This window comes from Kitasatospora sp. NPDC005751, assembly GCF_040630835.1.
In the GTDB taxonomy this organism is placed as follows: Bacteria; Actinomycetota; Actinomycetes; order Streptomycetales; family Streptomycetaceae; genus Kitasatospora.
Window position 1 is genome coordinate 1 of record NZ_JBEXYC010000007.1, and the last position, 20,129, is coordinate 20,129.

Consider the following 20,129-nt stretch of genomic DNA (forward strand, 5'->3'; position numbering starts at 1 on the left):
GCGGCCGTGACGCCACTTCTGGCCGGTCCGGCGGGCGATGCCGACGATCCGGCACGCCTCGGTGTTGGTGTAGCCCTGCTGCATGAGCCGGGAGTATGCCTCCCGCTCCCGGCTCAGCTTCACAGGCCCCTGGGCCGTCCGGTCCTTGCGGATCTCGAAGTCCATCGCACCCCTTGAGCTGGGGTGTTGCAACGACTCCTAGAACCCAAGAGACGCCTCCCGCACCGGGCCCTTCGCCGTGGTCAGCTCCGTGATCAGCCGGCCTTGTTCCAGGGGGCGCCGGCCATCAGCGCCTTGACGTTGGCGACGTAGCCCGGGTTCGGGATGGCCACGCTCCCGCCGGTCGCGCCCGTGACGGGGTCGGTGACGGTGTTGTAGTGCACGTTGCCCGCGCCCGCGTTGTAGGCGGCGATCACCAGGTCGAGCAGCGGTGTCCGGCCGGTGGCCGGGTCGGGGGAGAGGTCGTACTTCCCGCCGAAGGAGGAGTCGCCGTAGTAGGCGACCAGCCAGTCGAGCAGCTGGGTGCCGAGCTGGACGTTGCCGGCCAGCGTTTTCGGGTCGGAGGTGGTGCCGAACTTGCTGTTCATCCAGCTGACGGTGGCGGGCATGATCTGCATGGTGCCGATGCCGCCGTCGCAGGCGAGGATGCCGGACTGCCAGCCGCTCTCCTGCCAGGCGATCGCCTTGACCAGGTTGACCGGCAGCGCCGGGAGCCGGTCCGTGCCGCCGTTGCTGAGGAACAGCGTCCGGGACTGCCCGGCGGCCGAGCCGAGCGCCGCCGCGACGGCCTCCTTCGGCTCGTCGGGCTGGGGCTTGGTCGGGGTGCAGCCGCTCTGCAGCGGCGGGACGTGCGGGGTGGCGGGCGCGGGCGGCGGCGGGGGTGCGACCGGGCCGGGCTTCGCGGTCGGTGCGGGCGCCGCGGCGACGGCGGCCGGGGCCGGGGCCGCCTGGGCCGCCGGGGGCGCGCTGGTGGCCTTGGCGGCCGGGTCCGCGGGCTTGGTGGTGCCGGGCCTGGCCGTGCTCGCCGACGCGGTCGGGCTCGGCTTGGCCGACTTGCCCGCCGTCGCACTCGGCGAGGCGCTGGGGCCGGGCGAGGTGCTCGTGCCGGGCGAAGGGCTCGCCGTCGCCGGGACGTCGGCCGTCGGGGTCCCGGAGGGCGAGACCCCGGCGGTGGCGGCCACCGCCGGGCCCGCCGCGGCGTCGGTGCTGCCGTCCGCCTTCTTGCTGCCGCAGCCCGTCAGCAGCGCCGTCGACACGGCCGCCGCCGACACGAGAACCAGCGCCTGCCGTGAAGCACGCACCTTCATGGATTTCCGCCCCCCGTTTTCGCCGGCCGTCCCGGCGAGAGGCGGTCATCCTACGACGGTGTGATCGTCCTACCGACGCGGGCCCCGGAGCGACGTTCGGTACGCGGCTACGGCATCCCGGCGGCCGCGTGGCGGTCCGGCTCGGGGTGGCCCGGTCAGTCCGGCGCCGCTCCCGGCCGGGCGCGGGCCAGCTGCGCGCCGAGTACCCGGGGCGCCTGCGCCAACGACGGTCCGTACCAGGTCAGATGGCGTCCGCTGAGCAGGGCCGCCGGGATGCCGGGGAACGCCTCGGGGCCGTCCTCGGCGGTGAAGCGGTACGGCTCGTCGGGGAGGACGACCACCTCGGGCCCGCTCGCGAGGAGTTCGGGCAGGGGGACGGCGGGGTAGCGGTCCGGGTGGCCGGCGTGCAGCGTCACCTGGACGCCGAGGCGCCGGAGCAGGTCGCCGGCGAAGGTGTCGCGGCCGAGCACCATCCAGGGGCGACGCCAGACCGGGACGACGGCCCGCCGGAGCACCGGTCCGGGCGGGGTGGACGCCGCCCAGGCGGCCTCGGCGGCGTCCAGCCAGGCGGGGCGGGGGAGTCCGCAGCCGAGGGTGAGCAGGCGGTGGAGGGAGTCGAAGGCCTGCTCCAGGGTGCGGATGTCGGTGACCCAGACGGCCAGGCCGGCGGCGCGCAGCGCGTCGAGGTCGGGGCGGCGGTTCTCCTCGTCGTTGGCGAGGACGAGGTCCGGCGCGAGGGCCGCGATCCGGCGGACGTCGGGGTTCTTGGTGCCGCCGATCCTGGCCACGGCGAGGTCGGCGGGGTGGCTGCACCAGTCGGTGGCGCCGACCAGCAGGCCGGGAGCGGTGGCGGCGACGGCCTCGGTCAGCGAGGGGACCAGCGACACGATCCGCCGGACCGGGCCGGGCCCGGACGGCACCCGCAGCCCGAGGTCGTCCACCCGGATCGGCGGCCCGCCGACGGTCACCCCGCCGGGCCCGCCCGGCCGGGACCCCGCTCGCGGACCGGACCCTGACGACGGGTCGGACGGCGGCCCGGGAAACTCGGGCGGCCCGGGCGGCTGGGCGAGGTGGGAGGCCATGCGGCAAACCCTAGGCCGAACGGGCCCGTCCGGCGGGGGAAAGTCGTGGGAACCGGGCGGGTGCGGCGGCCGACTACCTGGTCCGGGCTCCCAGGAAGGGCCCGAGCACGATCATTGACCAGGAGAGTTCCATGCGCCCTCGCGTGTTCTGCGGCATCGCGGCCGCCATCGCCCTGTTCGCCACGGCCTGCGGGAGCGGCGGTGGGGGGAGCAGCGCCGGCGGTGACGGGACCGGTGGGGCGGGCCAGTCCGCCGCTTCCGGGTTCCCGGTGAGGGTGGCGGACTGCCAGGGCAAGGAGACCATCGTCCAGCAGGCCCCGAAGCGGATCGTCACCAGCAATGCCGCCGCCCTGGAGATGCTGCTCCAACTCGGCGCGGGCGACCGGGTCGTCGGCACCGGGTTCCCGCCGGGCAAGGGCAGTCTGCCGGCGGCGCTGGCCGAGCAGGGCGCGAGGGTGCCCGTCCTGGGCGCCAAGGTGATCGCCAAGGAGAAGCTGCTCGGCTCGGGCGCCGACCTCTACGTGGACACCTTCGGCTCGATGCCGATGATGGGCGGGGCGGGCGCGGTGCCGAGCGAGCAGGAGTTCGCGGCCGCGGGGATCCAGCACGTCATGCTGCTCTCCACCGCCTGCGCCGGTACGCCGAAGGCCGCCCCCGCGCCGCGCACCGACCTCTCCCAGGTGGAGGAGGACATCCGCCGGCTCGGCGCGGTGACCGGTACGGCGGCCAGGGCCGAGGAACTGGTCACCGGGATGGAGCGGCAGATCGCCGAGGTCCGCACCGCGACCGCCGCGGTGCCCGCCGACCAGCGGCCGAGCTACTTCCTGTTCGACTTCGACGCCGGGACCAAGCAGCCGATATCGGTCTGCGGCCGGCAGGTCGCCAACGCGGTCATCACCCTGGCGGGCGCCCGCAACGTGTTCGCCGACTGCGACGCCGACTTCAAGCCGGCGTCCTGGGAGGACGTGGTCGCCAAGAACCCGGACTGGATCCAGCTCGCCGTGCGCAACCGGGGCACCGAGGAGGAGAACCGCAAGGCGTTCGAGGACGCCGAGGCCTTCCTGCGCGGCTTCCCCGCGACCCAGGGCCTGAAGGCCGTCCAGGAGGGCCACTTCCTGCGGATCGGCTCCGAGGTCACCACCATCGCTGGGGTGCGCAACGCCGACACGGTGCGGCAGATCGCCGCCACCGTGTACCCGGCGCTCGTCGAGAAGGGCCGGTAGGCCGGTGGCATCGGCCGCCGTCACCGCCAGGCGGAGCCGGACGGGGACGCTGCGCGCCGGGCCGCTGGCCGTCGTGCTCGCCCTCGCCCTGGTCGCCGCGCTGACCGCCGCCGTCTCGCTCGGCTCGGTGGACATCGCCCCGGGCGAGGTCTGGTCGGTGGTCGCCCACCGGCTCACCGGCCGCGCTCCCGAGCCCGGCACCCGGGACCTCATCGTCTGGCAACTGCGTGTCCCGCGCGCCCTGCTGGCGGCGATGGTCGGGGCCGGGCTCGGCCTGGTCGGCACCGCCGTCCAGGCACTGGTCCGCAACCCGCTCGCCGACCCCTACCTGCTCGGGATCTCCTCCGGAGCCTCGCTCGGCGCGGTCGCGGTGATCGTCCTCGGCGGCGGCCTCGGCCTGGAGCTGGCCTTCGGCAGCGCGGTCGGACTGACCATCTCGCTGGCCGCCTTCCTCGGCGCGCTGGCGGCGTTCTCCCTGGTCTGGCTGCTGGCCCGGCGCGGCGGCGGGTTCTCGCCGCTGCGGCTCGTGCTGGCCGGCATCGGCATCGGCCAGTTCCTCGCCGGCTTCACCAGCTACCTCGTCCTGCAGACCAGCGACGAACAGCAGACCAGGGGCGTGCTGTTCTGGCTGATGGGCAGCCTCAGCGGCGCGGTCTGGGGTCAACTGGCCGTCCCCGCCGTCGCCGTGGCCCTCGGGCTGGCGCTGCTCCAGGCCCGCGCGCGGAGCCTGAACGCGCTGCTGATGGGCGACGAGACGGCGGCCGGGCTCGGGGTGGACGTCACCCGGCTGCGCCGCGAGATCTTCGTCGTCACCAGCGTCCTGACCGGGGTGCTGGTCGCCGTCTCGGGCGCGATCGGCTTCGTCGGGCTGATGGTGCCGCACGTCTGCCGGCTGCTGGTCGGCGGCGACCACCGCCGGCTGCTGCCGCTGTCCGCGCTCACCGGGGCGGTGCTGCTGGTGGTGGTCGACACCCTCGCCCGGACCGCCCTGGACACCCAGGAGCTGCCCATCGGGGTGGTCACCGCGCTGCTCGGCGCGCCCACCCTGCTCTTCCTGCTGGACCGACGACTGGAGCGGAATTGAGGATCGCGGTCGAGGATCTGAGTGTCACCCTGTCCGGGCGGACGGTGGTGGCCGGCGTCCACCTGGTCGCCGAGGAGGGGGAGATCGCCGGGCTGGTCGGCCCGAACGGCAGCGGCAAGTCCAGCCTGCTGCGCACCGTCTACCGGCATCTGCGGCCGAGTGCCGGGCGGGTTCTGCTGGCCGGCCGGGAGCTGGCCGGGCTGACCGCGGCGCAGTCCGCGCGGCACATCGCCGCGCTGCCCCAGGAGCGCGGCGGGGAATTCGAGTTGACCGTCCGCGAGGTGGTGGCGATGGGCCGCACCCCGTACAAGCGGGCCTTCGCGGCGGACGACGCGGAGGACCACCGGCTGGTCGCGGACGCCCTGGAGCGGGTCGAGATGGCCGGCGCGGCGGACCGCCGGTTCGCCCAGCTGTCCGGCGGTGAACGCCAGCGCGTGCTGCTGGCCAGGGCGCTGGCCCAGCAGCCGGACGTCCTGGTGCTGGACGAGCCGACCAACCACCTGGACGTCCGGCACCAGGTCGAGCTGCTCGGGCTGCTGCGCGAACAGCGCCGCACCACGCTGATCGCGCTGCACGACCTCAACGCGGCGGCCTCGGTCTGCGACCGCCTGCACGTTCTGCACGAGGGCGCCCTGGTGGCGTCCGGGCCGCCGCGCGAGGTGCTGACCGCCGAGCTGTTGGCCAAGGTTTTCGGGGTGCGGGCGGCGGTGGTCGAACACCCGCTCACGGGTGATCCGTTGATCGCGTTCGACCACCGCACGCCCGCCTCGATGGCGGGATCGCCGAAGCGTCAGGAGGTCTCGTAGTGGCTCGGGCGGCCGTCGCGCTCCACCAGCCGGCCGATCCGCCCGGCCTCCTCGCTGCGTAGCAACTCCCAGCGCCCGTCCGGGCGGTGGAGCACGGCGGAGTGCCACGGCGTCATCCAGACGTCGGCGGCCTCCAGCAGCCGGATGCCGAACTTCGCCACGCCGACCCGCTGGGGGTGGATGGAGAGCCGGAAGGACCGGGGGTGCTGCTCGGCGATCAGGTCGCCCCAGGCGCGGCTGCGCTGGATGACGCCGTACGCGCGCTGCCGGCAGTCGCGCTGCAGGGCGGACCTGGTGCCGGTGAAGCCGGCGGTGTCCTCGGTGAGGAACCGGGTGATGCCGCGGTAGAGGCGCAGGGTCTCCTCGTCGGTGAGCACCTGCTCGCGCAACTCCTCCTTGCTGGGCGCGTACTGGGCGTGCACCCGGGCCCGCTTCTCGTCGAACGGCAGGTCGCCGAGGACGGCCCGCAGGTCGAAGGTGGCGAGGTGGCTCAGGCCCTCCCGCGCGATCATCGCGGAGAGCGCATCGGAGTACTCGTCGATGTGGTCGTCGGGGACGTGGATGAGGTCGCCGAAGATGTGGCCGTCGGAGCAGATGAGGATCTGTGCGCCGGGCTCGTAGAGCGTGCCGATCTCCTCGCAGAGCCGGTCGAGGAAGGTGAGCGAGAGGCGTTCGCCCTCGTCGGGCAGGTGGCCGAGGACCTTGGCGGAGTTGGGCGACTTGCAGGGGAAGCCGGGCAGGGTGAACACGATCGGGTCACCGGCGGCGACGAAGTCGGCCAACTGCTCCAGCTGGAGCGGGAAGTCGGCGGTCGTGGCGTCGACCTCGGGGTCGGAGGCCCGGCGGTGCGGGAGCAGCAGCTCCAGGATCGCGGCGCAGATCCGCGGCACGGACTCCGGCGCCGGGGCGCCGGGGCGGCGGGCGGCGCCGGGCGGGGCGGCGCCCGGCCGGGGCTCGGCGGTTCGGTGGTCGGTGGGCCCGTGTTCGGCGGGTCGGGCGGTGGTACCGGCCGCGGTGGTGGCCGGGGAACGGGTGTCGGTCGGGGAGTCGGTCGCGACGCCGGTAGGTGGCATGGTGGTCCTCCACGGGACGAACGGTGTGCGGGCTTCGGGGCAGGCGGGAGCCACGCCCGGCGGTGGCCGCCGGGACGACGGGAGGGAGTGCGGGGGCTTCGGGGCGGTCAGACCCGCCGGTCGTAGGCGACCGGGAGGCGGTTCACGCCCCGGGCGAGCACGGCGGGCACCCAGGTGAGCGCGTCGATTCCCGCGCCGTCCTCGGTGGACGGCCGCAGTCCGGGCAGCCGGGTGAGCAGGGTGGCGAGGGCGATCTGGAGTTCGAGCCGGGCCAGGGCCGCGCCGGGGCAGTAGTGGATGCCGTGGCCGAAGGCCAGGTGGGCGTTGGGGGTGCGGTCGAAGTCGAGGACGTCGGCCTCGGGGAACTGCTCGTCGTCGCGGTTGGCGGCGCAGAGCGAGACGATCACGGAGTCGCCGGCGGGGACGGTCGTGCCGTACAGGTCGCTGTCCTCGGCGAAGAAGCGCCAGGTGGTGAGCTCGAACGCGGCGTCGTGGCGCAGCAGTTCCTCCACCGCGCGGGTGAGCAGGCCCGGGTCGGCGGCGATACCTTCGCGCAGCCGGGCGAGCTGCTCGGGGTGGCGCAGCAGGGTGATCAGCATGGTGGTGATCTGGTTGGTGACGGGCTCCTGGCCGGCCACCAGCAGCTGGAACACGATCGAGTCGCGCTCCTCGGGGGTCAACTCGCCCGCGTCGCAGGCGGCGACGAGCCGGCCGAGCAGGTCCGTGTCGGGCCCGGCGGGGTCGTGGTGGGCGCGCTTGTGGGCCACCACGTCGGCGATGTACCCCTGGAGGCCGCGCAGCCGGCCCTCGTAGGCCGGCCGGCCCGGGTCCTGCGGGCCGACCGGCTGGACGACCTTGCCCCAGTCCCGGTCGAAGCGGGCGGCCAACTCCGGCGGGAGTCCGATGACTTCGGCGAGCACCCGGAAGGGGTAGTGGGCCGCGAAGCCGGCCACCAGGTCGGCGCCGCCGGTCCCGGGCAGCTCGTCGACCAGGGCGTCGGCGAGCTCCTGGACGCGCGGCCGCAGGGACTCCACCCGGCGCGGCGCGAAGGCGTCCAGGACGAGCCGGCGCATCTGCGTGTGCTTCGGCGGGTCCTGGTGCAGCAGGTGGACCTGGAGCTGGGAGTGCTGCGGCTCGGGCATGATCGAGGCGAGCCGGCGCCAGCCCTCGTTGCCCAGGGCGTGGTTCTTGCCGAGCCGCGGGTCGTTGAGGGTCTCGTGGGCGGCCCGGTAGCCGGTCACCAGCCAGGCGGCGATCCCGCTGGGGAACCGGACCCGGTGGACCGGCCCGGCCTCCCGCATCCGCCGGTAGAGCGGATAGGGGTCGCTCTTGTACGCGGGCCCGTACAGCGGTACCGGGTCCGGGAGTTCGTCGTAACCGAACGGGCAGCGCGGGGTGTCCGCCGGGCCGGCGGCGGTCGGGTCGTGGACGGTGTCGGTCATGCGGGGTCCTCCGGTCGGGATCGGTGGTGCGCGCGAGGGCGCTTCGTCAGGCTCTGGAGCGCGTCGTGCTGTCGGCGCCGCTCGCCCCGTCGGTGCTCCCGGCCTGCTCGGGGAGCGGGGGGAGCGCGGCGCGGGCGGCGCGGTGGTGCAGGGCGAGGAGGGCCACGGCCGTGGTGGCGGCCAGCGTGGCGAGGACGAGTCCGGCGCGGCCGGCCGTGGGGCCGCTGCCGCCGACCAGGGCGGCGGAGGTGCCGAGGGCCGGGCCGAGGGCGAACCCGAGGCTGCGGGAGAGCTGGACGACGGAGCCGGCGGTGGCCAGTTGCCCGGTGCGGGCGGCGCTCATCACCAGGGCCTGCACCGGGCCGCCGTTGAGGCCCATGCCGGCCCCGGCGAGCGCGAGCCGCCAGGAGATGTCGGCCGGCGTCCAGCCGGAGTCCAGCGGGACGAGCAGCAGCAGACCGGTGGCGGTGACGACGGCGCCGGTCAGCGCGGTGGGCCGGGCGCCCCAGCGGTCGGCCAGCCGCCCGCCGAAGCGGCCGGCCAGGACCATGCCCAGCGGGAACGCCAGCATGGTCAGGGCGGTGGTGGTGGCGCTGATCCCGTCGTCCCGGCGCAGGTGCTGGGCGAGCAGGTAGTGGGTGGCGGCGAAGCCGGCGGCCAGGGCCAGCACCGAGCCGTTCACGCCGGCGGTGCCGGAGGCGCGCAGCACGGCGGTGACCGGCCGCCCCCCGGGCCGGCGCAGCCAGAGCGCCACCAGCGGGGCGGCGGGCAGGGCGAGCAGCAGCAGGCCGGGCCGGTCGGGGGCGAGGGTGAGCCCGAGCATGACGGCGGCCACGGCCGAGCCGATCAGCGCGGCGTCGCCGAGGGAGCCCCGGTCGGGCAGGCGCAGCCGGCCGCCCCGCGGGGCGTGCCGGTAGGCGATCGCCAGGGCGACCAGACAGACCGGCAGCTTGACCAGGAAGATGGCCCGCCAGCCGACGTGGTCGAGCAGCAGGCCGCCGAGCACCGGCCCGGTGACGGCGCCGAGCGGGCCGAGGGTGGCGGGGACGCTCATCGCCCGGCCGCGCAGCTGGGGCCGGACGGCGGTGGCGGCCAGCACCGGCATCAGCACGAACAGCACCGCGCCGAAGGCGCCCTGGGCGAGCCGCGCCGCGATCAGCCAGCCCGCCCACGGGGCGACGGCGGCGAGCACGCTGCAGAGCGCGAAGCAGCTGACGGCCAGCAGCAGGGCGGACCGGGCGCCGACCTGGCCGAGCCAGCGCCCGGCCGGCAGCAGCAGCGCCACCAGCGGGAGCTGGTAGCCGAGGACGGCCCACTGGGCGGTGGTCGACGAGACGTGCAGTCCGGCGGCTATGTCGGTGAGCGCCAGGTTGACGACGTTCATGTCGAGCATCGCCACGAACGAGAGCAGCCCGGCCGCCACGACCAGGATCCACCGGTCCGGCGGCTCTGCCGGACCGTCACCCGGTCCGCCGGTGGCCGGCGCCTGTCGCGCTGCCATGGGTCCTCCTCCGCTTGCCGTGCCGTGCGACACCGCCTCGTCGGCGGCGTCCGGTACAGCAGTCGGGGGCGGGGGAGCTCCGGTTCCGAACACCTGAGGGAATTTCCCGGTTGGCCGGAATGTGGCGACCGGATGGCTGGTCTAGACCATTAGTGATCTAGGAAGCCCCTGGTTCAGCGCCTGTCCAGCCCTGGTTGGGCCCCGGTTCTCCCGGCACGATCGACCCCGTCGGCCCGTTGCCGGTCCGGCAGGGACGCGAGTCGGTCGGACGGCGGCACGGGGGTCGCTCCGATGGCGGCACGGGGAAATAGCCCGGTCCGTTCCGGGGTTGCAGCCAGGCACGACGCATGATCGCGGCAGCACCGGAAGGATCATCATGAAGATCGGCATCATCGGCGCGGGCAACATCGGCGGCAACCTCACCCGTCGGCTCACCGCCCTCGGGCACGAGGTGTCCGTGGCCAACTCGCGCGGCCCGCAGACCCTGGCCGCGCTGGCGGAGGAGACCGGCGCCACGCCGGTCGCCGCGACGGAGGCGGCGCGCGGCGCCGAGATCGTGGTGGTGACGGTGCCGCTGAAGAACGTGCCGGACCTGCCGTCCGGCCTGTTCGACGGCGCGGCCGAGGGCTTCGTCGTGATCGACACCGGCAACTACTACCCGCAGCAGCGGGACGGCCGGATCGCGGCCATCGAGGAGGGGCAGACCGAGAGCCGGTGGACGGAGGGCCACCTCGGGCACCCGGTGGTGAAGGCCTTCAACGGCACCTACGCCGAGGACCTGCTGGAGCGGCCGCGCCCGCAGGGCGACCCGGACCGGCTGGCGCTCCCGGTGGCCGGTGACGACGAGGCCGCCAAGCGCGTCGTCCGGGCCCTGATCGACGAGCTGGGCTTCGACAGCGTGGACGCGGGCGGTCTGGACGACTCCTGGCGCCAGCAGCCCGACACCCCCGTCTACGGTCTGCGGGCCGGCGTGGACGCGGTCGTCAAGGCGCTGGCCGAGGCCTCGCCCGAGCGCCCCGCCGCCTTCCGCGCCCAGGCCTGACGCGCCAGGCCCGACGCTCCAGCCCCGACGCTCCGGCCCCGGGCCCGGTCGGCGCGCCCGCCCGGTCCTTTCCCCGATGAGGGAGGAACCGGGCCCGGACGCGCCGACCGGGCCGGTGGCGCGGCGTCAGCAGGCGGCGGCCAGCGGGGTGGCCGGCCCCGGAGACGCCGGGTCGCCGGCCTCGGCCGCCCGCAGGCGGGCGATCAGTTCCTCGCGGGCCCGGGCGACCCGGGAGCGGACGGTGCCGACCGGGCAGCCGGCCACCGCGGCGGCCTCGGCGTAGCTGAGGCCGACCACCTGGGTGAGCACGAAGGCCTCCCGGCGCTGCGCGGGCACCCGGTCGAGCAGGTCGCCGAGCGCGACGCCGTCCTCGAACCCGGCGGCGGGCGGGGCGCTCTGCCGTTCGGCGGCCTCCTCCCAGTCCGGCAGGGCGGCGCAGCGCGGGCGGGCGGCGGCGGTGCGGTAGCGGTCGATGACGGTCCGCCGGGCGATCGACAGCAGCCAGGTGCGGGCGGAGGAGCGGCCGGCGAAACCGGGCAGGCTCCGCAGCGCGCGCAGGAAGGTCTCCTGGGCGAGGTCGTCGGCGGACTGCACGTCGGTCAGATGGGCGACGAACCGCCACACGTCCCGCTGGGTGGCCATGACGAAGGCCTCGACGTCGGCCGGCCGGCCCGCGCGGGCGGCGAGGGCCAGCGCGGTCAGCTGCTCGTCATCCATGCCGGACCCCCACCCGGTCGGTCCGGCCCGGGGCCCGGTGCGGGACGATGGTCACATGAGATGCGCCCAGTTCCGTACTGCTCTGTCCGCCCGTCTCGACGGTGAGCCGACCGGTCTGCCGGACCGGCGGCTGGACAAGCACCTCGCGCGCTGCGAGGCCTGCCGCGGCTGGCAGGAGCAGGCGGAACGGCTGCGCGGTCGCACGACGGGGATCGACCCGGACGGCCCCTCGGCGGCATGGTCGGCGAACCTGCTCGCGAGCCTGGGCGGGCGCGGGTCGGGTGCGGGCGGTCCCGGCGTGACGGGCGGTCCCGGGCAGGGGGACGACGGGTCGGGGCCGGAGCGGTAGGACGGTGGCGCCGGGCGAGGCCGGTGCGCCGTCGTAGTCAGGCATGAAGAGGTCCTGAGGAGAGTGCTCGGGAGCGGTGGCCGCTGCGGGCGGCGCGCTCGGCGTCGGTGGACGCGCACGGATCGCCGTGTCCCGGCAGGGGGCGGCGGGGCGTGCGGGCCCGGGCCCCGGCGGCGCGGCCTACGGCGACGGCGCGGGGCGACCTGCCCACCGCGGCGCGGACACCGGAACGGCGTCGGGCGGCGGGCGCGTCAGCAGGCGGCAGCGAAGGACGGCGGCCCGCGCCGGACGAGGGCGTGCGAGAGCAGGACCGGTCGGGGCGGGCGGGCCCGACGGGCGGCAGGCCGGGGCGGGACCGGCGGCTCGAAGCCGCGCGGTCGGGTGAGCAGGGCGAGCACCGGGAGCAGCAGGACCCCGGCCAGCACGGTGCCGAGTGCTCCGAGCAGTTCGAACAGCCGGGTCAGCGCCGTCTCGCCGCGCCGGAGCAGCAGCGCGCAGGCGAGTGCGGCGAGCAGGTGGGCGGTGAGCATCCCGGCCGACATGGAGTGAGCCGCCATGTCGTGGCCGGACATCCCCGGCATCCTCGGCATCCCCGATGCTCCGGACAGCCCGGCCGCGTCGCCGGACAGGCCGGACCCGCCGGTCAGGCCCGCCAGCCCGTGGTCCGCGGCGGCCGTGGCCGGAGGCGGGCCCACCGCGGCCGCGGTGCCGTGGTGGTGCGTCCCGGTCAGGACGCGGACGCCCGTGGCGGGCGGCACGTCGGGGTCGATCCCGGCCATCCGGGCCAGGTCGGCGGGGGAGAGCCCGGTGGGCGTCTGGTCCGGATTGCAGAGCAGCAGGCCGGCCCAGTCCGTCGTGGCGATGCGGCCGAACCCGCCGCGGTCGGCGGCCAGGGCCCCGGCCTGTTCGAACATCAGGTGCAGCGCGCTCTGCGCGGCGACCATCCAGACACTGATCGGACCGAGCCCCCGCCGCTTGCCGGCCAGCAGCCAGCCGAAGCCGAGGGTGAGACCGAAGGCGCCCGCCAGGACCGGCGGGGAGACGCCGGCGCCGGCCATGGTGACGTGCGCCGCGGCGGCCAGCGCCACGCAGAGCGCGGCGAAGACCACGGCGCGCAGTGCGCGGATTCGGTCGGTCATCACGATGACACTCATCGTCGCATTCGCCCCGGCGGGCCAGGACCGCGCCCTCGGGTATTGGCCGGTTCGGCCCCGTGAGAGCATGCCCGGCCGCCCGGTCCCGGCTGCCCGGACGGGCAATCGGCCAAGCGATCGGACGGGCGATCGGAGGGGCAGTCGACCGGGGCAGTCGACCGGGGTCGGCCGGACCGCCGCCGCCCGGCCGGTGCACGGCCGTCGCCGGCCCCCGAGGGCGGCGCGCCAGAGGCGGTTCGTACGGTCGCCCGGCCCCGGCTTGTCCGTTCCGGCACGGGACCGCCGCCCGCGCCCGCCCGTACCGTCTGGGCACCGCGCGGCGCCGCGCCGCCGGTCGACGACGGCACGGGCCGGTGAGCACGGAGAGGCGGGCGGGCCGATGTACTGGCTGGTTCACGACTATCGCGAGGACGACCTCGCGGCGGTGGTCCACTTGATCGACACCACGGCGGAGCTCGGCCAGGAGTCGGTGTTCTCCCTGGCGGAGTGCATCAGCGCGCTGACCTCGCGCCAGCCGGCCGTGGTCGCCGTGCACCAGGGGGCGCCGATCGGTGCCGCGCTCGCCTGCGTGGCGGGCGAGCGCGCCTGGGTGATGCGGATCGCGATCGCGCCGGCCTGGCGCGGCCGGGGCCTGGCGAGTTCGCTGCTGCGCGAGCTGGAGCGCCGGCTGGTGGCCTGCCGGGTGCGCCGCATCGCCTATGTGCTGCCCGAGGAGGAACTGCTCGGCGAGGGCCTGCACAACGCCGGCTACACCCGCCGCCCCGCGGCCGCCTACTTCGAGAAGGACGAGCCGCAGGCGGGCGCGGCGAGCGGACTCCTGGAGGAACTCGGCGGCCGGCTGCTGCCGGGCGACCTCTGGGCCAAGGTGGCCGGGATGGAGACCGAGAAGAACCTGATCGAGCGCCGGGTGGTGGCGCCGCTCGCCGAGCCCGAGCGGGCCGCCCGGCACGGTGTGCGCCCGCCGCGCGCGATCGCCCTGTTCGGACCGCCCGGTACCGGCAAGACGACCTTCGCCCGGGCGATCGCCTCCCGGCTCGGCTGGCCGTTCGTCGAACTGCTGCCGTCCCGGCTGGCCGACGAGGGCAACCTGGCGGCCGCGCTGCGCGACGCCTTCGCCCGGATCGGCCGGCTGGAGCGCGCGCTGGTCTTCATCGACGAGGTGGAGGAGATCGCGCCGTTGCGCACCGAGGGCGTCCAGGGCGGCATGCACGGCGTCACCAACGAGCTGCTCAAGCTCATCCCGGGGTTCCGGGAGGGCGAGGAACGGCTGCTGGTCTGCGCGACCAACTCGATCCGCTCGCTGGACCCGGCGTTCCTGCGCCCGGGCCGCTTCGACTACCTGATCCCGATCGGCACTCCGGACCCGGCCGCGCGCTCCGCCATCTGGTCCCGGTACGCGGCCGGCCGGGCGGACGTGGACCTCGACGCGCTGGTGGGGGCGAGCGAGCTGTTCACCCCGGCGGACATCGAGCACGCCGCCCGGGTCGCCGCCCAGGCGGCCTTCGAACGGGACCTCGCCGGAGCGGACCCGGCCGGAGCGGACCCGGCCGGAGCCGCCGTGACAGGGCCGGACCCCGCCGCGACGGGGCCGGACGCCGCCGACGGGGCGAGCACCGAGGACTACCTGGCGGCCATCGCCCGGGCCCGGCCGACCGTCACCCCGGCGATGATCGAGGAGTTCGGCGCGGACATCACCTCGCATGCGCGCGTCTGAATATCGTTTCATCGCATGGTAGTTGCGGTTTGACACCCTGCCGGTCGGTGCTGACTAAATGTGGGCACCGACAGGACAGGAGGCCCGGCATGGGCACAGTGGCCGCGACGGACACCCCCGCCGTCGACCTCGCCGACCCCGGGTTCTGGCAGCTGCCCGCGCCGGCCCGGGCCGCCGCCTTCGCCGAGCTGCGCCGACTCCCCGGCCCGGTCTTCGTCGGCGAACGGGCCGGGGAGCGGGCCGGCGGCGCCAAGGGCGCCAGGAGCGGCAGGAGTGCCAAGGGCGCCAAGGGCGCCAAGGGCTACCACGCCCTGGTCCGGCACGCCGACGTGGTCGAGGCCAGCCGCACCCCCGCGGTGTTCCTCAGCGGTCCCGGGGTCACCACCCCCGAACCCGCCCGCTGGGTCCGGGCGCTGTTCGGCGACTCGATGGTCAACCTGGACGACCCCCGCCACGCCCAGCTGCGCCGGATCGTCTCCCGGGCGTTCACGCCGCGCCTGATCGCCCGGGTCGAGGACGACATCCGCCTGGTCGCCGCCCGCCTGATCGACCGGGTGGCACGGGACCGGCCCGAGGACTTCGTCACCTCGGTCGCCGCCGAGCTCCCCTTCCAGGTCATCTGCAACATGATGGGCATCCCGGAGGAGCCCCGCCGCGCGATCCTCGACCAGGTCAACCACGCCTCCGAGAACACCGGGGTGGCCCGGCCGCTGCGCAGCCGGATCCGGGTGCCCGGGCGGGGCCTGCGGGCGCTCGCCCGGATGCAGGGCATGGTCGCCGAACTCGGCCGGGAGCGGCGCCGCCGGCCCACCGACGACCTCATCTCCGCCCTGGTCACCGCCGACGTCGACGGCCGCCGGCTGACCGGCCGGGAGCTCGGCGCGTTCTTCTCCCTGCTGCTGGTCGCCGGTGTCGAGACCACCCGCAACGCACTGGCCCACGGCCTGCACCTGCTCACCGTCCACCCCGAGCAGCGGGCCCTGCTGCTCGGCGACCCGGACCGCCACCTCGGCGGCGCGGTGGACGAGATCGTCCGCCACGCGACGCCGATCATCCAGTTCCGCCGCACCCTGGCCGTCGACCACCGGCTGGGCGGCCCCGAGGGCCCCCTGCTGCGGGCGGGGGAGAAGGCGGTGCTCTTCTTCGGCTCCGCCAACCGCGACGAGAGCGTCTTCACCGACCCGGACGCCTTCGACATCACCCGCACCCCCAACCCCCACCTCGGCTTCGGCGGTGGCGGGCCGCACTACTGCCTGGGCGCGCACCTCGCCCGGCAGGAGATGAAGGTGCTCTACCGGGAGCTCTTCACCCGCCTGCCGCAGGCCCGCTCGGTGGGCGAGCCGGAGCTGGTCCCGTCCAACTTCGACCACCGGGTGCGGGCGCTGCGCTTCACGTTCTGACGCGGCCCCGCCCCCCGTGGTCGGCTACCCACCGGTCGGGATGCCGCGGTCGGCCTTCACCTGCTTCATGGTCAGGTGCGAGTTCACCTGGGCGATCCCGGGCAGCCCGGAGAGCACGTCGGTGATGAACCGCTCGTAGGCCGCGATGTCCGCCACCGCGATCCGCAGCAGGTAGTCCGGTTCGCCGAAGAGCCGGTGCGCCTCCACCACCTCGGGCAGCTCCGCCACCCGGTGTTCGAACTCGGCCACCGTCGCCCGGTCCTCGTGCCGCATGGTGATCGTCACGAAGGGCTGGAAGCCGCGGCCCACCGCCGCGCCGTCCAGCAGCGCCCGGTAGCCGCGGATCACGCCGTCCTGCTCCAGCTGCCGGACCCGGCGCAGGCACGGCGAGGGGGTGAGGTCCACCCGGGCGGCCAGTTCGGCGTTGGTGAGGCGGCCCTCCTGCTGGAGCTCGCGGAGGATTCTGCGGTCGATACGGTCCATAGCGCAATATTCTGCCAAATCGCGGACCGAACGGGCAGGAAGTGGCCATCGTGTGCCGAGCCGTTCCGGCTACCTTCAGTGACCGTAGCGCCGGAACCAACACGACAGGTCACGACCATGGACACGCACGCCCTCCTCCTCTTCCTGGGGGTCGACCTGCTCCTGGTCTGCACCCCGGGCCCCGACTGGCTCTACATCGCCGCCCGCGGCCTCGGCCAGGGCCGCCGCGCCGCACTGGTCGCCGTCGCCGGCGTCTGCGCCGGATACGCCGTGCACACCCTGCTCTCCAGCGCCGGCCTCGCCGCCGCGCTGCGGGCGGTGCCCGCCGCCCTGCCCGTGCTCCGGCTGGTCGGCGCCGGGTACCTGCTGGTGCTGGCGGCCGGCATGCTCCTCGCGCTGCGCCGGGGCCGGGCCACCGCCTTCGCGCAGGCACCGCCGCAACCCACCGCCACCGTGCTGCGCCAGAGCATGCTCACCGCCCTGCTCAACCCCAAGGGCCTGCTGCTCTACCTCTCCCTGGTGCCGCAGTTCGTCGACCCGGCCGCCGCGCTGCCGGTCGGCGGCCAGGTGCTCGCGCTCGGCTCGCTCAACGTGCTGGCCTGCGCGGTCGTCTACGCCCTGGTCGCGCACGCCAGTGGCCGGCTGGGCGGCCGGTTCGGCGCCACCCCGCAGGCCGCCCGGCGGATGACGATGGTCTCCGCGGTGCTGCTGATGCTGGTGGCGGGCGTCACGGCGAGCGCCTGAGAACCGGAGCAGAATGCGGGCATGACAGAGCGTCCGCTACCCGCCACCCCGCCCGCCGCCGCCCCCGACGGCCCCACCGCGCACGCCTGGGCCGCCCTGGGCGGGCCCGCCGACCTGCTGGAGCGGGTCTCCTTCCACGGGCCCGAGGGCGTGCTGCCCGCCCGGCTGCCGGTCCGGCAGCTCGCCCGGGCCACCGTCGCCGCCTGCTCGCTGGCCGCCGGGGAGCTGTCCGCGCTGCGGTCGGGCGGCCCGGTGCCGGCGGTCCGGATCGACCAGGGCGCGGTGGCCACCGCCTTCGTCAGCGAACGCCACCTGCGGATCGACGGTCGCGCCCCCGTCAGCTTCGCCCCGCTCTCCGGCTTCTGGCAGACCGCCGACGGCTGGGTCCGCACCCACGCCAACTACCCGCACCACCGGGCCCGGCTGCTCACCGCGCTCGGACTGCCCGCCGACACCGGCCCCGAACCGCTGGCCGCGACGCTGCGCGAGCACCCGGCCGAGTGGATCCAGGAGCGCGCCTACCGGGCGGGAGCGCTCGCGGTGGCCGTCGCGCCGGCCGGCGGCCCCGCGGTCCCGCTGGTCGAGACCCGGGTGACGGACGGGGCCGCCGCCCGCCCGCTCGGCCCCGCCGGTCTGCCCGCCGAGGGCGTCCGCGTGCTCGACCTCACCCGGGTGATCGCCGGCCCCGTCGCCACCCGCACGCTCGCCCTGCTGGGCGCCGACGTCCTGCGGGTCGACTCGCCCCGGCTGCCCGAGGCCGAGGACGCCCACGCCGACACCGGCTCCGGCAAGCGCTCCACCCGGCTGGACCTCGCCGCCCCCGGCGACCGCGCGGTCTTCGAGGAGCTGCTGGCCACCGCCGACGTCGTCGTCACCGGCTACCGCCCCGGCGCCCTGGACGCCTTCGGCCTGGCGCCCGACGCCCTGCTCGAACGGCGCCCCGGCCTGGTCGTCGCCCAGCTCCACGCGTGGGGCCGGACCGGCCCCTGGGCCGGGCGCCGCGGCTTCGACAGCCTGGTCCAGGCCGGTGTCGGCATCGCCGTCACGGAGGCCGGCGCCGACGGCCGCCCCGGCGCGCTGCCCGCCCAGGCGCTCGACCACGGGACGGGCTACCTGATCGCCGCCGGCGTCCTGCGCGCCCTCACCGAGCAGCGCACCGGCCGCCCCGGCGGCCGCCACCTGCGCTTCTCGCTGGCCGGTACCGCCTCCTGGCTGCAGCACGGCATCGGGCCCGCCGCCCCCGGCCCGGCGGCCGCGGAGCCCTACGACCCGCAGCGGTGGCTGACCGAGGCGGACTCCCCGTACGGGCGGCTGCGGTACGCGCTCCCGCCGATCGCCTACCAGGGCGGCCCCGCCGACTGGTCCCGCCCGCCGGGCCGCTGGGGCACGGACGCGCCGGCCTGGAGCTGACGGGCGGCCGCCGCCGGGGAGCTGTCGGCGGCGGGTGGCAGGATCCCGGTATGACCGCGCACGCGAGCGACTACGCCTGGCTCGACTCCGGGGACTTCGCCACCCTCACGGAGGCGTACTGCCTGACCATGGTCGAGGGGGTGTCCGCCGGCGAGCTGCTCCGCCGTTTCGGCGCCGCCCCCGGCCGGCGGGTCACCGGTACCCCGGAGGTCCTGGCGGCCTGGGACCGGTACGAGGACGGCGGCGACACCGGCGAGGACGGCGACGGCCACGGCGACGAGGCGCTCGACGGCGACGAGGAGCTGCTGCTCGTCGCCGTCGCCGAACTCGACGGCTGGGCGGTGGCCCTGGAGGTCAACGGCTACCTCGGGACCAGCTGGGGCCTGCTGCCCCGCCTCGCCGAGGGCTCCAGGCTGGTCTCGCACTTCCGGAACGTCAACGCGGTGGACCACTTCCACTGGCGGGAGGGCGAGCGGCACCGGCTGCACTTCGAGCCGCTCTTCCCGGCGGACCGCGACGGCGCCGACGCGGACGCGGTGGCGGAGCTGCTGACGGCGGTCGGCTTCGACCTCAGCACGGCCGAGGGGCGCGGCATCGACCGGACCACGCCCGCGGCCTTCGCCCTCGGCGAGGAGCTCACCGGGCTGCGGCTGACCCCGGAGCGGCTGCGGGCGGCGGAGTTCGTGATCGGCTACGCCCCCGTGCCGTAGCACCCGCTGCCGGGCGCCCACCGGGGCGCGTGGCCGCGGCCGTCAGACGCCGGACGGGATCTCCTTGGCCCGGCTGCGGACCTGGAAGGCGGTGATGATCTCGATCAGGCCGAGGAACAGCAGCCAGCACCCGGCGAGCACGGTCAGGGCGGTGATCGAGCCGACCGGCCAGACCATCAGCAGCACGCCGGCCACGGTGTTGGCCGCCCCGGCGAAGGCCTGCCAGCCGCGCGCCGGCATGTCGGCGTCCGAGATCGCGGCGACGAGCTGGGTGATGCCCCGGAACAGCCAGCCGATGCCGATCCACAGCGCCAGCAGCAGGAGCGACTGCACCGCGCTGCGGAAGCACAGCAGGCCGAGCAGGACGCAGAGCGCGCCGCTGATGAAGGCCAGCACCCGCATCGCGGTGGTGACATGGGTGCCGAAGGCGGCGACCAGCTGCACGATGCCGATGACCAGCAGGTAGAGGCCGAACAGCACGCCCACGACCATCAGCGTCTGCTTCGGCCAGGCGAAGACGATGATCCCGAGGGCGAGCGAGACGAGCCCGGCGAGCAGCAGCACCTGCCAGGCGGCCTTGGCGAGCATTCCGAGCGGGCCCCGGACCGGCGAACCGTCGGGGGTGATGATCGGGGAGACCACGGTGGTGTACTCCTGGCGGCTTGGGAGGGGCGGAGGACACTCCTGACGATCGTCGCGGGGGCCGCGCACCGCCCGTCGGGTTCGCCCGTCCGGGGGACGGAACTGATGTCCCCCGGACACCGGAAGGACATCTCCCGTCCGGCTCGCCGCCAGGCCGCACCTCTGCACCCGGAACCACGCCGACCGCACCTGCCGCCTCGAAGCGGGTGACCGGATCGTGGTCGCCGCCGGCCGCAGCGGGCCCGC

20 protein-coding genes are annotated in these 20,129 nt (G+C 75.7%); 10 read left to right on the forward strand and 10 right to left on the reverse strand.

Features of this window, described 5'->3' with window-relative positions; translation table 11 throughout:
- The 3 genes from ABZ497_RS09705 to ABZ497_RS09715 all read right to left on the reverse strand — a co-directional run.
- Nucleotides 1–165: helix-turn-helix domain-containing protein (locus ABZ497_RS09705; RefSeq protein ID WP_359804334.1), on the reverse strand; the 165-nt coding region annotated here is incomplete at its 3' end.
- A gap of 89 nt (nt 166–254) precedes the next feature.
- Nucleotides 255–1,301 carry a transglycosylase SLT domain-containing protein gene (locus tag ABZ497_RS09710; RefSeq protein ID WP_359804185.1) on the reverse strand — a complete coding sequence of 349 codons (1,047 nt, stop codon included), beginning with the start codon at nt 1,299–1,301 and terminating at the stop codon, nt 255–257.
- Between the two features lie 161 nt (nt 1,302–1,462).
- Nucleotides 1,463–2,248: a helical backbone metal receptor gene (locus ABZ497_RS09715; RefSeq protein ID WP_359804335.1), complete on the reverse strand. Its 786-nt coding sequence runs from the start codon at nt 2,246–2,248 to the stop codon at nt 1,463–1,465.
- A gap of 272 nt (nt 2,249–2,520) precedes the next feature.
- On the opposite strand from ABZ497_RS09715, the gene ABZ497_RS09720 reads away from it, so the two are divergent.
- From ABZ497_RS09720 to ABZ497_RS09730, 3 genes are read left to right on the forward strand one after another with little or no spacing between them, the layout of a single operon-like run.
- Complete coding sequence (locus ABZ497_RS09720) at nt 2,521–3,612, forward strand: ABC transporter substrate-binding protein (protein WP_359804186.1); 1,092 nt, start codon at nt 2,521–2,523, stop codon at nt 3,610–3,612.
- A gap of 4 nt (nt 3,613–3,616) precedes the next feature.
- Nucleotides 3,617–4,696: an iron ABC transporter permease gene (locus ABZ497_RS09725; protein WP_359804187.1), complete on the forward strand. Its 1,080-nt coding sequence runs from the start codon at nt 3,617–3,619 to the stop codon at nt 4,694–4,696.
- On the forward strand, nt 4,693–5,502 hold the full coding sequence (locus ABZ497_RS09730) for an ABC transporter ATP-binding protein (protein ID WP_359804188.1): 810 nt from the start codon (nt 4,693–4,695) through the stop codon (nt 5,500–5,502). Before ABZ497_RS09725 ends, ABZ497_RS09730 begins: the two co-directional genes overlap by 4 nt.
- Here the strand turns inward: ABZ497_RS09730 and ABZ497_RS09735 are convergent.
- The 3 genes from ABZ497_RS09735 to ABZ497_RS09745 form a co-directional block, all read right to left on the reverse strand.
- On the reverse strand, nt 5,487–6,575 hold the full coding sequence (locus ABZ497_RS09735) for an isocyanide synthase family protein (RefSeq protein WP_359804189.1): 1,089 nt from the start codon (nt 6,573–6,575) through the stop codon (nt 5,487–5,489). The genes ABZ497_RS09730 and ABZ497_RS09735 overlap by 16 nt on opposite strands.
- 107 nt (nt 6,576–6,682) lie before the next feature.
- Nucleotides 6,683–8,017, reverse strand: a complete 1,335-nt coding sequence (locus ABZ497_RS09740; protein WP_359804190.1) for a cytochrome P450 — start codon at nt 8,015–8,017, stop codon at nt 6,683–6,685.
- A 46-nt stretch (nt 8,018–8,063) separates the two neighbouring features.
- On the reverse strand, nt 8,064–9,518 hold the full coding sequence (locus tag ABZ497_RS09745) for an MFS transporter (protein WP_359804191.1): 1,455 nt from the start codon (nt 9,516–9,518) through the stop codon (nt 8,064–8,066).
- Between the two features lie 376 nt (nt 9,519–9,894).
- Here ABZ497_RS09745 and ABZ497_RS09750 point away from each other — a divergent pair, with 376 nt between their 5' ends.
- Entirely contained in the window at nt 9,895–10,560 is a 666-nt protein-coding gene (locus ABZ497_RS09750) for an NAD(P)-binding domain-containing protein (RefSeq protein ID WP_359804192.1), read from the forward strand.
- A 126-nt stretch (nt 10,561–10,686) separates the two neighbouring features.
- On the opposite strand, the gene ABZ497_RS09755 is transcribed toward ABZ497_RS09750, so the two are convergent.
- Nucleotides 10,687–11,277 carry a sigma-70 family RNA polymerase sigma factor gene (locus tag ABZ497_RS09755; RefSeq protein WP_329490429.1) on the reverse strand — a complete coding sequence of 197 codons (591 nt, stop codon included), beginning with the start codon at nt 11,275–11,277 and terminating at the stop codon, nt 10,687–10,689.
- 55 nt (nt 11,278–11,332) lie between these two features.
- Between ABZ497_RS09755 and ABZ497_RS09760 the strand changes: the two genes are divergently transcribed.
- Complete coding sequence (locus ABZ497_RS09760; protein WP_329490430.1) at nt 11,333–11,626, forward strand: zf-HC2 domain-containing protein; 294 nt, start codon at nt 11,333–11,335, stop codon at nt 11,624–11,626.
- 251 nt (nt 11,627–11,877) lie between these two features.
- On the opposite strand, the gene ABZ497_RS09765 is transcribed toward ABZ497_RS09760, so the two are convergent.
- Nucleotides 11,878–12,765, reverse strand: coding sequence for a hypothetical protein (locus tag ABZ497_RS09765; protein WP_359804193.1), 888 nt, complete (start codon nt 12,763–12,765; stop codon nt 11,878–11,880).
- Between the two features lie 394 nt (nt 12,766–13,159).
- Here ABZ497_RS09765 and ABZ497_RS09770 point away from each other — a divergent pair, with 394 nt between their 5' ends.
- Complete coding sequence (locus ABZ497_RS09770; protein WP_359804194.1) at nt 13,160–14,494, forward strand: bifunctional GNAT family N-acetyltransferase/ATP-binding protein; 1,335 nt, start codon at nt 13,160–13,162, stop codon at nt 14,492–14,494.
- An 89-nt stretch (nt 14,495–14,583) separates the two neighbouring features.
- Complete coding sequence (locus ABZ497_RS09775) at nt 14,584–15,894, forward strand: cytochrome P450 (RefSeq protein WP_359804195.1); 1,311 nt, start codon at nt 14,584–14,586, stop codon at nt 15,892–15,894.
- Between the two features lie 24 nt (nt 15,895–15,918).
- Here the strand turns inward: ABZ497_RS09775 and ABZ497_RS09780 are convergent, their stop codons facing one another.
- Nucleotides 15,919–16,377 carry an Lrp/AsnC family transcriptional regulator gene (locus ABZ497_RS09780; protein WP_329490434.1) on the reverse strand — a complete coding sequence of 153 codons (459 nt, stop codon included), beginning with the start codon at nt 16,375–16,377 and terminating at the stop codon, nt 15,919–15,921.
- A 117-nt stretch (nt 16,378–16,494) separates the two neighbouring features.
- On the opposite strand from ABZ497_RS09780, the gene ABZ497_RS09785 reads away from it, so the two are divergent.
- Genes ABZ497_RS09785 through ABZ497_RS09795 form a run of 3 tightly spaced genes read left to right on the forward strand, consistent with a single transcriptional unit; the run spans nt 16,495 to nt 19,241 of the window.
- Nucleotides 16,495–17,121, forward strand: a complete 627-nt coding sequence (locus tag ABZ497_RS09785) for a LysE family translocator (protein ID WP_359804196.1) — start codon at nt 16,495–16,497, stop codon at nt 17,119–17,121.
- A 21-nt stretch (nt 17,122–17,142) separates the two neighbouring features.
- The gene (locus tag ABZ497_RS09790; protein ID WP_359804197.1) at nt 17,143–18,531 is read left to right on the forward strand and encodes a CoA transferase; all 1,389 of its coding nucleotides are present in this window, start codon (nt 17,143–17,145) and stop codon (nt 18,529–18,531) included.
- A 50-nt stretch (nt 18,532–18,581) separates the two neighbouring features.
- The gene (locus tag ABZ497_RS09795) at nt 18,582–19,241 is read left to right on the forward strand and encodes a DUF6461 domain-containing protein (protein ID WP_359804198.1); all 660 of its coding nucleotides are present in this window, start codon (nt 18,582–18,584) and stop codon (nt 19,239–19,241) included.
- A gap of 42 nt (nt 19,242–19,283) precedes the next feature.
- On the opposite strand, the gene ABZ497_RS09800 is transcribed toward ABZ497_RS09795, so the two are convergent.
- Entirely contained in the window at nt 19,284–19,883 is a 600-nt protein-coding gene (locus ABZ497_RS09800; protein ID WP_329490438.1) for an HdeD family acid-resistance protein, read from the reverse strand.
- Nucleotides 19,884–20,129: the final 246 nt, after the last annotated feature.

Coding starts and splice junctions, on each gene's coding strand:
- ABZ497_RS09720 (WP_359804186.1), top strand. CDS start 2,521: ATGCGCCCTCGCGTGTTCTGCGGCATCGCGGCCGCCATCGCCCTGTTC.
- ABZ497_RS09735 (WP_359804189.1), bottom strand. CDS start 6,575: ATGCCACCTACCGGCGTCGCGACCGACTCCCCGACCGACACCCGTTCC.
- ABZ497_RS09740 (WP_359804190.1), bottom strand. CDS start 8,017: ATGACCGACACCGTCCACGACCCGACCGCCGCCGGCCCGGCGGACACC.
- ABZ497_RS09745 (WP_359804191.1), bottom strand. CDS start 9,518: ATGGCAGCGCGACAGGCGCCGGCCACCGGCGGACCGGGTGACGGTCCG.
- ABZ497_RS09750 (WP_359804192.1), top strand. CDS start 9,895: ATGAAGATCGGCATCATCGGCGCGGGCAACATCGGCGGCAACCTCACC.
- ABZ497_RS09755 (WP_329490429.1), bottom strand. CDS start 11,277: ATGGATGACGAGCAGCTGACCGCGCTGGCCCTCGCCGCCCGCGCGGGC.
- ABZ497_RS09760 (WP_329490430.1), top strand. CDS start 11,333: ATGAGATGCGCCCAGTTCCGTACTGCTCTGTCCGCCCGTCTCGACGGT.
- ABZ497_RS09765 (WP_359804193.1), bottom strand. CDS start 12,765: ATGACCGACCGAATCCGCGCACTGCGCGCCGTGGTCTTCGCCGCGCTC.
- ABZ497_RS09770 (WP_359804194.1), top strand. CDS start 13,160: ATGTACTGGCTGGTTCACGACTATCGCGAGGACGACCTCGCGGCGGTG.
- ABZ497_RS09775 (WP_359804195.1), top strand. CDS start 14,584: ATGGGCACAGTGGCCGCGACGGACACCCCCGCCGTCGACCTCGCCGAC.
- ABZ497_RS09780 (WP_329490434.1), bottom strand. CDS start 16,377: ATGGACCGTATCGACCGCAGAATCCTCCGCGAGCTCCAGCAGGAGGGC.
- ABZ497_RS09785 (WP_359804196.1), top strand. CDS start 16,495: ATGGACACGCACGCCCTCCTCCTCTTCCTGGGGGTCGACCTGCTCCTG.
- ABZ497_RS09790 (WP_359804197.1), top strand. CDS start 17,143: ATGACAGAGCGTCCGCTACCCGCCACCCCGCCCGCCGCCGCCCCCGAC.
- ABZ497_RS09795 (WP_359804198.1), top strand. CDS start 18,582: ATGACCGCGCACGCGAGCGACTACGCCTGGCTCGACTCCGGGGACTTC.